Source organism: Anaerostipes sp. MSJ-23 (genome assembly GCF_018918155.1).
Lineage (GTDB): Bacteria > Bacillota > Clostridia > Lachnospirales > Lachnospiraceae > Anaerostipes.
The window spans coordinates 1-13,517 of record NZ_JAHLPY010000008.1; the positions used below are offsets into that span (position 1 = coordinate 1).

Here is a 13,517-nt window from a genome sequence, read left to right on the forward strand (position 1 = left end):
CGGGCTTATTAAGTGCACTATTTTTTACACGAAAAACTGTCCTTTTGTTAAAAACAAGAACCATAAAATCAAGGAACGCCAGAACCGACATTTGCCGGAACTGGCGTTCCTTGATTAGGGACTTATTTTACAGCCCCCTATTTTTGGTTTCAATGATGATTAATAGGTAGAAAAAAACAACCAGATCTTAGCGCTTCGATCTGGTTGTTTTTTCTTATTTTATTATTTATTGTTATTTTTTTCTGCTTCCTGCATTTTCATTGCGCGAACTTTTAATGGAAGTCCGAATAATGTGATGAATCCATCAGCATCGTGATGATCATACATATCACCAGTTGTGAAAGATGCAAGAGATTCATTGTACAGGCTGTATGGAGAAGTTGTTCCGGCCTTAATGATATTTCCTTTGTAAAGTTTGAATTTTACTTCACCAGTAACATATTGTTGAGTAGAAGTAACAAATGCCTGAATTGCTTCACGAAGAGGTGTGAACCATTTTCCTTCGTATACAACCTGAGCCAGCTGACTTCCAAGTTTTTTCTTTGCTTCCATTGTTTCACGGTCAAGGATCAGTTCTTCTAACTGTTCATGAGCAGCCATCAGAATGGTTCCACCTGGAGTTTCGTATACACCACGAGATTTCATACCAACTACACGGTTTTCAACGATATCAATAATACCGATACCATTTTCACCGCCAAGACGGTTTAATTCTGTGATAATTTCAGAAACTTTCATTTCTTTTCCGTTCAGAGTTTTTGGAACACCTGCTTCAAAAGTCATAGTTACTTCGGTATCTTTGTCTGGTGCTTTTTCAGGAGTTACTCCTAATACAAGCATGTTGTCATAATTTGGAGCCTGAGATGGATCTTCAAGTTCCAGTCCTTCATGGCTGATATGCCATAAGTTACGGTCACGGCTGTAGCTGTGGCTTGCATCAAATGGAAGGTGGATTCCATGAGCTTCACAAAATGCAATTTCGTCTTCACGGGACTGCATAGTCCATACATCTGTCATACGCCATGGAGCGATGATTTTGATATCAGGCGCTAATGCTTTGATTCCAAGTTCAAAACGAATCTGGTCATTTCCTTTACCAGTAGCACCGTGGCAAATTGCAACAGCGTTTTCTTTTCTTGCGATCTCAACCAGTTTTTTTGCGATTGCTGGACGTGCCATAGATGTACCAAGCAGATATTTGTGTTCGTATACAGCACCTGCCTGTACGCAAGGCATAACGTAATTGTCACAGAAATCATCGACAATATCTTCAATATATAATTTAGAAGCTCCGGATAATTTTGCTCTTTCATCCAGACCATCCAGTTCGTTACCTTGTCCACAGTTTACACAGCAGCAGATAACTTCATAATCAAAGGTTTCCTTGAGCCATGGAATCAGTGCTGTGGTATCAAGTCCGCCGGAATATGCTAAAACAACTTTTTCTTTCATTCTAATAGGTCCTCCTAATCAAATATGTAATCACTTGTTTATTAATATACGTTAAATTTTTCTATTTTGCAAGGCTTTTTTCATTTTTCATGAATATTCAAGCAGAGAATATGCATAAAATGAAAAAATAGTGTATATTTATGCAAAAGTATTGCATATTTTAAAATTCAGTTGTATACTTAGGAGCGATTGGTAGTTTTTTCATTATTATAATGTAAAAGAAAAATCCATATATAAATAGAAGAAAAACAGGGAGGAACTATGATTAAAGTAGGAATTATCGGGTCAACTGGATATGCAGGACAGGAACTTGTAAGACTTTTAACACAGCATAAAGAAGCAGAAATTGTCTGGTATGGTTCCAGAAGTTATATAGATCAGAAATATTATGATGTTTTTCATAATATGTTTGAAATTGTAGATGCTAAATGTCTGGATGATAATATGGAAGAATTGGCACAGAAGGCAGATGTAATCTTTACGGCAACACCGCAAGGATTATGTAGTTCTCTTGTATCAGAAGAAGTATTATCAAAAACAAAAATCATTGATTTAAGTGCAGATTTTCGAATTAAAGATGTCAATCGCTATGAAGAATGGTATGGAATTAAACATCAGAGTCCGGAATTTATTAAGGAAGCGGTTTATGGACTTTGTGAGATCAACCGTGAACAGGTAAAAAAAGCAAGATTGATTGCAAATCCTGGATGTTATCCGACATGTTCAACATTATCTATTTATCCAATGGCAAAAGAGGGACTGATTGATATGCAATCGATCATCATTGACGCAAAATCAGGAACTTCCGGTGCTGGACGCGGAGCGAAAGTGGCAAATCTTTACTGCGAAGTCAATGAAAGCATCAAAGCTTATGGTGTTGCAACCCATCGACATACACCAGAAATTGAAGATCAGTTAAGTTATGCTTCTGGAGAAAAAGTACTATTAAACTTTACGCCACATCTTGTTCCAATGAATCGCGGAATTTTAGTAACAGCGTATGCAAATCTGAAAAAAGATGTAAGTTATGAAGAAGTAAAAGCAATTTATGATTCTTATTATAAGGATGAATATTTTGTACGTGTATTGGATAAAGATGTTTGCCCAGAAACAAGATGGGTAGAAGGAAGTAACTATGTGGATGTAAACTTTAAGATTGATAAGAGAACAAATCGCATCATTATGATGGGTGCGATGGACAACCTTGTAAAAGGAGCCGCAGGACAGGCAGTACAAAATATGAATCTGATGTTTGGATTAGAAGAAACAGAAGGATTGAAACTGGTTCCGATGTTCCCATAAAAAGGAAGATCAGACAGAAGAGAAAGGACAGATAGATGAAAGTAATTGATGGAGGTGTAACTGCACCAAAAGGATTTCTGGCAGCAGGACTTCGTGCTGGAATAAAACCAGGAAAGACGAATAAAGATATGGCAATGATCTACAGTGAACGGCCAGCTGTTATTGCAGGAACATTCACAAGAAATGTCGTAAAAGCAGCACCTGTTTTATGGGGAAAGAAAATTGTAGAAGAACAGGAAACAATCCGCGCAGCAGTCATTAATACAGGAATTGCGAATGCATGTACAGGAACCAAAGGATATGAAAATGTAGAAAGAGAAGCGACACTGGTATCAAAACTTCTAAATATAAAAAAAGAAGAAGTTATCGTCGGTTCTACAGGTGTAATTGGACAGCAGCTTCCAATGGAAGTGGTTGAAGAAGGAATCAAACAACTTGTTCCACAAATAAAACATGACAGACAAAGCAGTAAGGATGCAGCACAGGCTATTCTTACAACAGATACAAAACCAAAAGAAATCGCTGTTATCATAAAGATTTCTGGAAAAGAAGTAACCATTGGGGGAATTTGCAAAGGTTCTGGTATGATCCATCCGAATATGGGAACTATGCTTGGTTTTATCGCAACGGATGCTTCTATTCACAAAGATTTACTGCTGCAGATGCAAAGAGAGATTGTTGAGGAAACATTTAATATGATTTCTGTAGATGGAGATACTTCAACGAACGATTCTGTATTTGTTATGGCAAATGGTATGGCAGGAAATGAAACGATTTCAGAAAAAAATGCAGATTATGAAGTGTTTAAAGAAGGTCTTACTTATGTAAATCGAGAACTTGCAAAGAAGATCGCAGGTGATGGAGAAGGATGTACCAAATTATTTGAAGTTCATGTAGCTGGTGCGGATACAAAAGAGAATGCAAAAATCTTAAGCAAATCCGTAGTAACTTCAAGTCTTACAAAAGCGGCAATTTACGGAAAAGATGCAAATTGGGGACGTATTTTATGTGCACTTGGGTATTCAGGTGTATCTTTTGACCCTCAGAAGGTGGATATTACATTTCAGAGTGCCGCCGGATCAATTGATATTGTAAAAGATGGAATTGCAACTGATTATTCAGAGGATGAGGCAACAAAAATTTTATCAGAAGAAGAAGTGACTGCAGATATTCATATGCACAGTGGAAATGAGGAAGCAACCGCATGGGGATGTGATCTTACTCATGAATATGTAAGTATTAATGCAGATTATCGCTCTTAATTACGAAAGGAAAGATTATGAATCAGGCAGAACAGATTGAAATGTCAAAAGAAAAGGCAAATGTATTAATTGAAGCTCTTCCATATATTCGTCGATTCAATAACTGCTATGTTATTGTAAAATATGGCGGAAGTGCTATGAAAGATAAAGAGTTACAAAAAAGTGTTATCCGCGATGTAGCCCTGTTAAAGTTGATTGGAATGAAACCGATCATTGTGCATGGCGGTGGAAAAGAAATCAGCAAATGGGTTCGTATGTCCGGAAAGGAACCAGAATTTTATCATGGACTTCGTGTTACAGATAAGGAAACTATGGAAGTTGCAGAAATGGTATTATTTAAAGTAAACCAGCAGCTTGTTGCCATGATGGCAGAAGCTGGAGTTAAAGCTGTAGGGTTATCTGGGAAAGATGCAGAAATGATTCGTGTCAAGAAGAAGGAAATGCCAGGAAAAGATCTTGGATATGTAGGAGAAGTTACAAAGGTTGACACAGAGTTATTAAAAGCATTAATTGAAGACGATTTTGTACCTGTTATTTCTCCAATTGGTCTTGGAGAAAATTATGAGGCTTATAATATCAATGCAGATGATACAGCATGTGCTGTTGCCAGTGCATTAGATGCAGAAAAACTAGTATTTTTAACAGATATCGAAGGGGTATTTGTAGATCCAGAAGATAAATCAACCTTGATTTCTGAGATGGATCTTGCACAGGCAAGAGAATTCATTGATAAAGGAGTGGTTGGAGGCGGAATGCTTCCAAAACTGAAAAACTGTATTGAAGCAATTGAAAATGGTGTTTCCAGAGTTCATATTTTGGATGGAAGAGTTGCACATTGCCTGCTCCTTGAGTTCTTTACAGAAAAAGGTGTTGGTACAGCAATCTTAAAAGAGCCATTATTTTAGGGGGGAAAAATTATGAGTCAGAGTCAGAAAGATTATATTGAACAGGGAGAAAAATATATATTAAAAACCTACAACCGTTTTCCTGTCGTTCTGGAAAGAGGAGAAGGTGTATACTTATATGACACAGATAATAAAAAATATCTAGATTTTGGAGCAGGAATTGCTGTTTTTGCTCTTGGATATGGAAATAAATATTATAATGATGCACTGAAAGCTCAGATTGATAAGCTGATTCATACATCAAATCTTTATTATAATGTTCCTGCAGTAAAGGCAGCAAAACGAATTGTAGAAGCAACAAAAATGAAAAAGGTATTTTTCACAAATAGTGGAACGGAAGCCATTGAAGGTGCCTTAAAAGTTGCAAGAAAATATGCTTATAATAAAGATAATTCTAAGGATTATGAATTTATTGCAATGAATCATTCTTTCCATGGAAGAAGTCAGGGTGCGCTATCTGTGACAGGAAACGCACATTATCAGGATGGATTTGTACCAAAAGAATTTCGAGCAGTCTTTGCAGAATATAATAATCTAGAAGATGTTGTATCAAAGATTACAGATAAAACTTGTGGAATTATTTGTGAGGTTGTACAGGGAGAAGGTGGAATTTATCCAGCGGATCCTGAATTTTTAAAAGGACTTCGAAAAGTTTGTGACGAAAAAGATATTTTATTGATCTTCGACGAAGTTCAGTGCGGTATGGGACGTTGCGGCTCTTTATTTGCTCATGATTTATATGGAGTCAAACCGGATGTATTGGCACTTGCAAAAGCACTTGGATGTGGAGTTCCGGTTGGAGCTTTTGTTGTCAATGAACGTGCAGATGGAGCACTTGTTCCTGGTGATCACGGAACAACTTATGGTGGAAATCCATTTGCGTGTGCAGCAATCAATGCAGTTTTTGATCAGTTTGAAGAACGAAAAATTCCAGAACATGCAAAAGAAATTGGTCAGTATTTATGGGATCAGCTGGAAGGACTAAAGGAACGTAATGATTGCATTACAGCACACAGAGGATTGGCTTTGATGCAGGGTCTTGAATTTGCGCCGGAAAAACCAGTTGGTGAGATTGTAAAGAAAGCGCTGAATAATGGACTGATTTTAATTTCTGCAGGAAATAATGTTATCCGTTTTGTTCCGCCTCTTGTTATTGAAAAAGAAGATGTCGATGAGATGATTCGTATTCTTGAAGCATCTATTCAGGAATAGGAAGGAAGATATCGTATAATGAATAGAAAAAACCTTCATGGAAAAACTATGTGTTATAAAAAGTTTGAAATGGAGGTTTTTTTCATGTCAGGTTTTATCATAGCTCTGATTTCCGGAGCACTGATGAGTGTGCAGGGAGTTTTTAATACGGAGGTAACCAAGCAAAGTAGTACGTGGACAACAAGTTCTTTTGTACAATTTAGTGGATTTCTTGCATGTATTTTGATCTGGTTTCTTACAGAACGTGATCAAAGTTTTCTTGCTCTTGCAAAAGTTTCTCCAAAATATCTTTTGCTTGGTGGTATTTTAGGAGCGGGAATTACATTTACTGTTATTAAAAGTGTGGCATCATTGGGTCCGGCACAGTCAGCAATGATCATCGTAGCAGCACAAATTATTGTCTCCTATTTAATCGAAATTTTTGGATTATTTGGAGCACAAAAGAGCGGATTTCAATGGATAAAATGTATGGGTGTAATTTTGTTTGTGGCGGGTATTATAATATTTAAATGGAAATCATAAATATCTCTTGTAAAGATGGAATGTTTTCGTTACAATAATAGAAGATTTACATGTTCCATGGCTCTTTGTAATGACCGGGAGGTTTTCGTTGTTAAAAAGAGTTCAGATAATAGGTGTTTTGCTGGCGATGGTATGGCTGGCAGCAGGATGTTCGATCAGAGATGATGTAGAAATTTCGACACAAGAGACGACAGCCAAGACAAAGACTGAATCTGTTGGGAAAAAAATTTTTGTTCATGTCTGCGGACAGGTAAAGCATCCGGGTGTTTATCAATTGTCATCCGATGACCGGATTGTAGCAGCGATTAAAGCAGCAGGAGGTTTTACAAAGAAAGCAGCAGGAGAAAGCATTAACCAAGCAGAGAAGATAAGTGATGGACAGCAGATTTATATTCCATCAAGGAAGGAAACCGGAAAACAGGAGTCTTCAAAGAAGGCAGGAGGTCAGGGCTCATTGTCTGATGGTAAGATCAATATCAATACTGCGGGAAAAGAAGAGCTTATGACATTATCCGGAATCGGAGAATCAAAAGCGGCAGATATTATTGCGTACCGACAGGAGCATGGCCCTTTTTCAAAAACTGAAGATATCATGAAGATTCAGGGGATTAAAGAAGGAATCTACAATAAGATCAAAGACAGTATAACTATATAATGATAGAGGTGTAAAGAATGAGAAAGGTATTAGTGGTTGATGATGAAAAACTAATCGTAAAAGGAATCAAGTTCAGTCTCGAGCAAGATGAAATGCAGGTAGACTGTGCGTATGATGGCGAGGAAGCGTTGCAAAAGGCAAAGGAAAACCAATATGACATCATTCTGCTGGATGTCATGTTGCCTGGATTGACCGGATTTGAAGTATGCCAGTCAATCCGGGAATTTTCCAATGTTCCAATTATTATGTTAACGGCGAAAGGGGAGGATATGGATAAGATTCTAGGCCTTGAATATGGTGCCGATGATTACATTACCAAACCTTTTAATATTCTCGAAGTAAAAGCACGTATCAAGGCAATCTTACGACGTGCGGCACATCATGATGCACCGGCACAGGAAACTGCGAAAGTTGTTGAATGCCGTGGACTTAAGATTGATTGCGAAAGCCGCAGAGTTCATGTTCATGGAAAAGAAGTGAATCTGACGGCAAAAGAGTTTGATCTGCTGGAACTTCTTGTGTTCCATCCAAATAAGGTGTACAGCAGGGAAGATCTATTAAATACCGTATGGGGATATGATTATCCGGGGGATGCAAGAACTGTGGATGTTCATATTCGTAGATTACGTGAAAAGATCGAAGTAAATCCGGGAGTACCGGACTATGTACATACAAAGTGGGGGGTAGGTTACTATTTTCAGGCCTAAGAAGGACGTGTTCACATTCTTTCGCAGTATGCAGTTTGTCATTCTGATCGCAGTTTTTGCGCTGTCCATTTTTATTTCTGTGTTATTTAGCAAGTTTTTAAATGACGGATACAGTGAGAAAGCATACGAACAGAAAGTTGACAGCATTGAGAGCCAGTGTAAGTGGCTTGGAAATCAGGTTGCCGGGGTAAATTTTGTTATGGATGACAGTTCTAACAATCTTTCCAATCAAACTGACGATCTGGCTGCGAGTATGAATGGGCGAATCATTGTCGTAAAAAGCAATTATAAAATTATCAAAGACACTTACACAGATTATCAGGACAAATTTTTCCTTAATGATGATATTTTAAAAATCATGGATGGGAAGGAAAAACGAATTGTAAAAAAAGAAGGATCTTACATTGAGATTATGACACCGATTCTTGTGAAGACAGGAACAAAGAGTACCATCTCTGGAGTTGTGATTGCAACGGTTCCACAGAAAGATCTTTTAGCTGCCAATCTTGAGATGAGCCAGAGAAGAAATATGTTGCTTGTAGCATTTATCATCTTTGGATTGTCTTTTTCCGTAATCTTAAGTTATCTTCTGACGAAAGATTTAAGAAAAATTCAGAAAGATGTAGACTTTATTGCAGCCGGACATGAAGATGAATCTGTTACGGAGGTTGGATTCCAGGAAATTCGAAACATTGTTTCAAGATTTAATGAAATTCTTGGAAGGATGCAAACGCTGGAAGATTCCAGAAAAGAATTTGTATCCAATGTATCGCATGAGTTAAAAACACCAATGACTTCTATGAAAGTTCTGGCAGATTCCCTTTTGCAGCAGGGAGATCAGGTCCCTGCAGAACTTTATCGCGAGTTTATGGAAGATATGGTTGCGGAGATTGACCGTGAAAATGTTATTATCTCAGATTTATTATCTCTTGTGAAAATGGATAAGAAAGCATCGAAACTTGAAATTGCCGCAGTAGATATCAATGAATTGCTTCAGATTATTATGAAGAGATTGAAACCGATCGCATCACAGAGAAATATTGAGTTGATCTTTGAAAGTTTTCGTCCGGTAACGGCGGAAATTGACGAAGTGAAATTAACACTTGCATTTTCTAATCTGATTGAAAATGGAATTAAGTATAATATTGATGATGGATGGGTAAGAGTAACATTGAATGCCGATCATAAATATTTTTATGTAAAAGTTGCAGATTCTGGTGTTGGTATTCCAGAAGATTGTCAGGATCAAGTATTTGACCGTTTCTATCGTGTAGACAAGGCAAGATCAAGAGATACTGGAGGTACCGGACTTGGACTTGCGATTACACAAAGTGCGATCTTGATGCATAAAGGAGAGATCCGTCTTTACAGTAAACCTGGAGAAGGAACAACGTTTACCTTAAGAATTCCGTTAAAGTATAATGCATAGGAGGATACCATGAGAAAGAAAACAATCGTTATATTTCTTTTCTGCCTGTGTCTTATAGCTTTGCTGGGAGGCTGCCGGTCAAAGAAAGAAAATGACAGACAGCAGCAGAAAGGAACGGCAGTTTATTACACAAATGAGCAATGCAGTGCACTGGTTTCTGTAAAGAAGAAAGTAAAACTTGGGAAAAATGCACAAAAAAATGTGGATCTTCTTCTGAGTCAAATGCAGAAAAACCGGAAGGACAGCAAGTATCGTTCAGCGATTCCAAAAAGGATTATCATCAACAGTGCGAAAGTGAATCTTAATATCGTTTCTGTCGATTTTTCCGTTGGATATAAGAAATTAAATGAAAATGAAGATTTGATCTGTCGTGCAGGGATTGTTTATACACTAACCCAGCTCAAAGGGATTGATTATGTATCATTTTCTATCGCAGGAACTCCGATGTTTGATACGGATGGTAAAGTACTTGGAGCTCTTGGAAGGGATAGTTTTGTGTTTGGAAATCTGCCAATGAAATAATTTATGGAACAAAGACCTTTGGTTTTAATATTTGCCGGAGCTCTTTCCGGTATGGCCGCTGTATGGAATCAGAAGATTTCTACAGCGGTTTTTTTCATCGTTGTAATTTTAATAGGTGCAGGGATTTTTATAGTAAAAAAGAAAACTTTTTGGCCATTTTTGGTAGGTTTTTTCGTCGGACTTTGTATGCTTTTTATAAAAGCACAGGATATTCACAAAGATTTTAAACGGGCAGCTAATCAGAAAACAGCAATATTACAGGCAACGGTATGTCAGGTTGCAAAGACAGAAAAAAGTACAGCTTTTCTTTTAAAAAAGAAAGGTTTAGAAGGAAAGATTATGCTTTATTATACGGGAGATCTTAAAGTGATGCCGGGTGATAAGATTGTTACGACAACACAACTGCAAGTGTGGGAAAAGCAGACAAATCCAGGTCAGTTTTCTTCGCAGAATTATTATTTTAGTAAAGAAATTTATTATCGTGCATATACAAAAGAGATTAAGGTTCTAAGTCATGCTACAGGAGGAACATTGTTTTGGCAGCATATCATAAGAATGTTTATAGAACAAAAAATACAGAAACAATATCATGGGGAGGCAGCAGCCTTGGTACGAGGGATGCTGCTTGGAGATAAAAGTGATCTTGGAAAAGATGTGGTGGATGATTTTAAACAAAGTGGTCTCATTCATCTTCTGGCGGTATCCGGTCTTCATATTTCCCTTGCAGGAAGGAGCTTATATCGTCTTCTAAAAAGAATTGGCATTGGATTTTTTTGTTCATCGGTTGTTGGATTTGCTGTAGCCCTTTCTTATGCAATATTAACAGGAGGCAGTGTTTCTTCGATACGTGCAGTTCTTATGCTTGGTGTTTATTTTTTGTCACAAATTTTTGGACAATCTTATGACTTCTTTTCTTCTGCAGCATTTGCGGGAATCGTGATTCTTCTTTGGCATCCATTAGCGTTTCTTGACCTTGGCTTTTTATTATCCTTTTGTGCTGTTTTTGTGATTGGTTGGATTCAAGAGAAAGAACAAAGAAAGAAAAAAGGATGGATGAGACAGATCATGGAAAGAGTTTCTTTTCCGATAAAAATTCAGATTGGTATGTTACCGATAGTTCTTTATTTACAATATGAAACACCGGTGTTTTCTTTTCTTGCAAATGCGATTGCAGTACCGGCAGCATCTATAGCATTTACGATTGCACTTGCCTTTGTGTGGGCACCAGCATGTTTTTTGCATAGAGTTGCGGAAATTTTATTTGAGGTCATTTTATGGCTTTCCAGACAGGAATACGGAATGATTACAACGGGTCATGTTCCTTTTCTATGGGTTTTGATCTTTTATCTTGTTTTCTATGGATGTATTGAAAAAAAGTTTTTACGACCAATGTATGCAGCGTTGATGGTTTCTGGTATGTGGGTGATTATTGGAATCGTATTATTACCGAAGAATAGTCTTGCATTTCTTGATGTTGGACAAGGAGACTGCACTGCCATCCGAGCAAATGGCGGTATGATTTTTATTGACGGTGGAAGTAGTAGTGTAAAAAATATTGGAAGATATCGAATGCTACCGTATCTTCGTTATGAAGGCTTCCAGAAAGTAAAAATAGCAATTATTACGCATATGGATGAAGATCATTATTCTGGGATTTTAGAATTGATTGAAATGAAAAGAGTTTGTTATCTTGGCTTACCAGAAGTAAAGAAGGATGGAACCTATAAAAAAATAGAAAGAGCAGCAAAAAAAGCGGGGACAAAGATTTTTTATCTTTCAAAAGATAGAAAACTTTTGGCAGATAGAATTTCTCTCTCTGTTTTGCATCCACAAAAAGGAAGTGATCTTGAAAAAAATGCAGCTTCTCTTGTTTTTCAAGGGATGGTTTTTGGAAAAAAAGTTTTGATTACAGGAGATGTGGAAAAAGAAGGAGAAGAAGAGCTTCAGAAAGAAGGCCTAAAACCCGTTGATGTGTTAAAAGTTGCTCATCATGGATCGAAAAACGCGACGAAGGAGGATTTCCTTAAAATAACATATCCAAAGATTGCGGTCATTTCCTGTGGGAAGAACAATCGGTATGGACATCCACACAAGGATGTTATCCAAAGATTGCTACAGTATCAGGTACAGATAAAAAGGACCGATCAGGAAGGAGCCATCATCTTTCGATAGACCATAAGATCTAGCTGTGTTATACTGAATTTTAAAGAAAAAAATGGAGATGACACATGAAAAAAATATTGGAAGATATAAAAAACAATTCCTATGAAAAATTTTATCTGTTTTATGGTTCGGAAAAATATATGATTGCCAAAATGAAAAATCAGTTGAAAAGAGCATTAGTGGCACCGGAAGATACTATGAATTATGCGTATTTTGAAGGGAAAAAAACAGATGCCATGGAAGTAGCGGAGCTTGCCCGAACGCTGCCGTTTTTCAGTGATCACAGACTTATCATTCTTGATCAGACGGATCTCGGGAAAAAAACAGATGAAGATTTTTTAAAAGAACTTGAGGAATGCGCAGAAACGACAGTCATACTTTTTATTGAAGATTCGGTAGATAAGAGATCAAAAATTTACAAATATCTGGCAAAAGAGGGACATGCGGTATCTTTTGAAACTGCAAATGAAAAAGAACTTGCCCGCTGGATTTTATCATTACTAAAAAAAGAAGGCAAACAAATGTCACAGGCCGTTTTAAGGAGTTTTCTTTATCGATGTGGCTCTGACATGTTTACTTTAAAAAATGAGCTGGAAAAACTGATTTCTTATACACAGGGAAGGACAGAAATTTCTATGAAGGATTTGGATGCATTGACTTCTTCTCAGACAACCAATCAGATTTTTGCTATGTTGGAAGCGATTGCAAAAAAGCAGAGGGAAAAAGTATTGACTTTGTATTATGATTTGATTGAACTAAAAGAATCACCATTTGGAATTCTTGCTTTATTGATTCGGCAGTGTAACCAGCTTTTGCAGGTGAAAAATCTTGTTGTGCTTGGAAAAAATAGTGGGAGCATTGCAAAAGAAATAAAAGTTCCGCCATTTGTTGCAGGAAAGTTAAAGGATCAAGCGGGAATGTTTTCGATGGAAGAACTTTATTGGATGATTCGTGCATGCGCAAGAACGGATGAACAAATTAAGAGTGGAAAGATCAACGATCGAATCGCAGTCGAATTGTTGCTGATTGAATTTAGCGAGTAATTCATAAAAAGAAAAAAAGAAGCCTGACGGTGGCTTCTTTTTTCTTGGGTTAATTTTTATTTATAATCAATGTAAATTAAGCAATTTTGTTTACAGCTTTGGATAAACGAGAAACTTTTCTTGCAGCTGTGTTTTTGTGGAAGATTCCTTTTGCTGCTGCTTTATCGATTTCAGAAATGCAAGCTGTTAAAGCTGCATCAGCTGCTGCTTTGTCTCCTGCTGCAACGGCTGCTTCTACTTTTTTAATGTAAGTTTTTACTTTTGTTTTGATTGCTTTATTTCTTTCTGTTTTAGTTGCGATTACTTTAATTCTTTTTTTTGCTGATTTAATGTTTGCCATGAG

At 37.1% G+C, this 13,517-nt stretch carries 13 protein-coding genes; 11 read left to right on the top strand and 2 right to left on the bottom strand.

Annotated elements, in window-relative coordinates:
- Window positions 1-222 precede the first annotated feature (222 nt).
- Entirely contained in the window at window positions 223-1,452 is a 1,230-nt protein-coding gene (locus KQI71_RS06745; RefSeq protein ID WP_216435156.1) for an argininosuccinate synthase, read from the bottom strand.
- Between the two features lie 261 nt (window positions 1,453-1,713).
- Between KQI71_RS06745 and argC the strand changes: the two genes are divergently transcribed.
- The 11 genes from argC to holA all read left to right on the top strand — a co-directional run bounded on the left by argC (window position 1,714) and on the right by holA (window position 13,174).
- On the top strand, window positions 1,714-2,754 hold the full coding sequence (gene argC, locus KQI71_RS06750; RefSeq protein WP_216435157.1) for an N-acetyl-gamma-glutamyl-phosphate reductase: 1,041 nt from the start codon (window positions 1,714-1,716) through the stop codon (window positions 2,752-2,754).
- Window positions 2,755-2,789: 35 nt separating this feature from the next.
- Entirely contained in the window at window positions 2,790-4,016 is a 1,227-nt protein-coding gene (argJ, locus tag KQI71_RS06755; RefSeq protein WP_216435158.1) for a bifunctional ornithine acetyltransferase/N-acetylglutamate synthase, read from the top strand.
- A 17-nt stretch (window positions 4,017-4,033) separates the two neighbouring features.
- Window positions 4,034-4,921, top strand: a complete 888-nt coding sequence (gene argB, locus KQI71_RS06760; protein WP_216435159.1) for an acetylglutamate kinase — start codon at window positions 4,034-4,036, stop codon at window positions 4,919-4,921.
- A gap of 12 nt (window positions 4,922-4,933) precedes the next feature.
- On the top strand, window positions 4,934-6,133 hold the full coding sequence (locus tag KQI71_RS06765; protein ID WP_216435160.1) for an aspartate aminotransferase family protein: 1,200 nt from the start codon (window positions 4,934-4,936) through the stop codon (window positions 6,131-6,133).
- Between the two features lie 84 nt (window positions 6,134-6,217).
- Entirely contained in the window at window positions 6,218-6,655 is a 438-nt protein-coding gene (locus KQI71_RS06770) for a DMT family transporter (protein ID WP_216435161.1), read from the top strand.
- 88 nt (window positions 6,656-6,743) lie between these two features.
- Complete coding sequence (locus KQI71_RS06775) at window positions 6,744-7,310, top strand: helix-hairpin-helix domain-containing protein (RefSeq protein WP_253287977.1); 567 nt, start codon at window positions 6,744-6,746, stop codon at window positions 7,308-7,310.
- 17 nt (window positions 7,311-7,327) lie between these two features.
- Window positions 7,328-8,017 carry a response regulator transcription factor gene (locus tag KQI71_RS06780; RefSeq protein ID WP_216435163.1) on the top strand — a complete coding sequence of 230 codons (690 nt, stop codon included), beginning with the start codon at window positions 7,328-7,330 and terminating at the stop codon, window positions 8,015-8,017.
- A gap of 28 nt (window positions 8,018-8,045) precedes the next feature.
- The gene (locus KQI71_RS06785; RefSeq protein ID WP_216435236.1) at window positions 8,046-9,446 is read left to right on the top strand and encodes a sensor histidine kinase; all 1,401 of its coding nucleotides are present in this window, start codon (window positions 8,046-8,048) and stop codon (window positions 9,444-9,446) included.
- Between the two features lie 9 nt (window positions 9,447-9,455).
- Window positions 9,456-9,968 carry a GerMN domain-containing protein gene (locus KQI71_RS06790; protein WP_216435164.1) on the top strand — a complete coding sequence of 171 codons (513 nt, stop codon included), beginning with the start codon at window positions 9,456-9,458 and terminating at the stop codon, window positions 9,966-9,968.
- Between the two features lie 3 nt (window positions 9,969-9,971).
- The gene (locus KQI71_RS06795; RefSeq protein WP_216435165.1) at window positions 9,972-12,140 is read left to right on the top strand and encodes a DNA internalization-related competence protein ComEC/Rec2; all 2,169 of its coding nucleotides are present in this window, start codon (window positions 9,972-9,974) and stop codon (window positions 12,138-12,140) included.
- Window positions 12,141-12,196: 56 nt separating this feature from the next.
- Window positions 12,197-13,174 (top strand): DNA polymerase III subunit delta, encoded by a 978-nt coding sequence (gene holA / locus KQI71_RS06800; RefSeq protein WP_216435166.1) that lies wholly within the window; start codon window positions 12,197-12,199, stop codon window positions 13,172-13,174.
- 76 nt (window positions 13,175-13,250) lie between these two features.
- Here the strand turns inward: holA and rpsT are convergent, their stop codons facing one another.
- A complete protein-coding gene (rpsT, locus tag KQI71_RS06805) occupies window positions 13,251-13,514 on the bottom strand; it encodes a 30S ribosomal protein S20 (protein ID WP_216435167.1) in 264 nt (87 codons plus the stop codon).
- Between the last annotated feature and the right edge of the window lie 3 nt (window positions 13,515-13,517).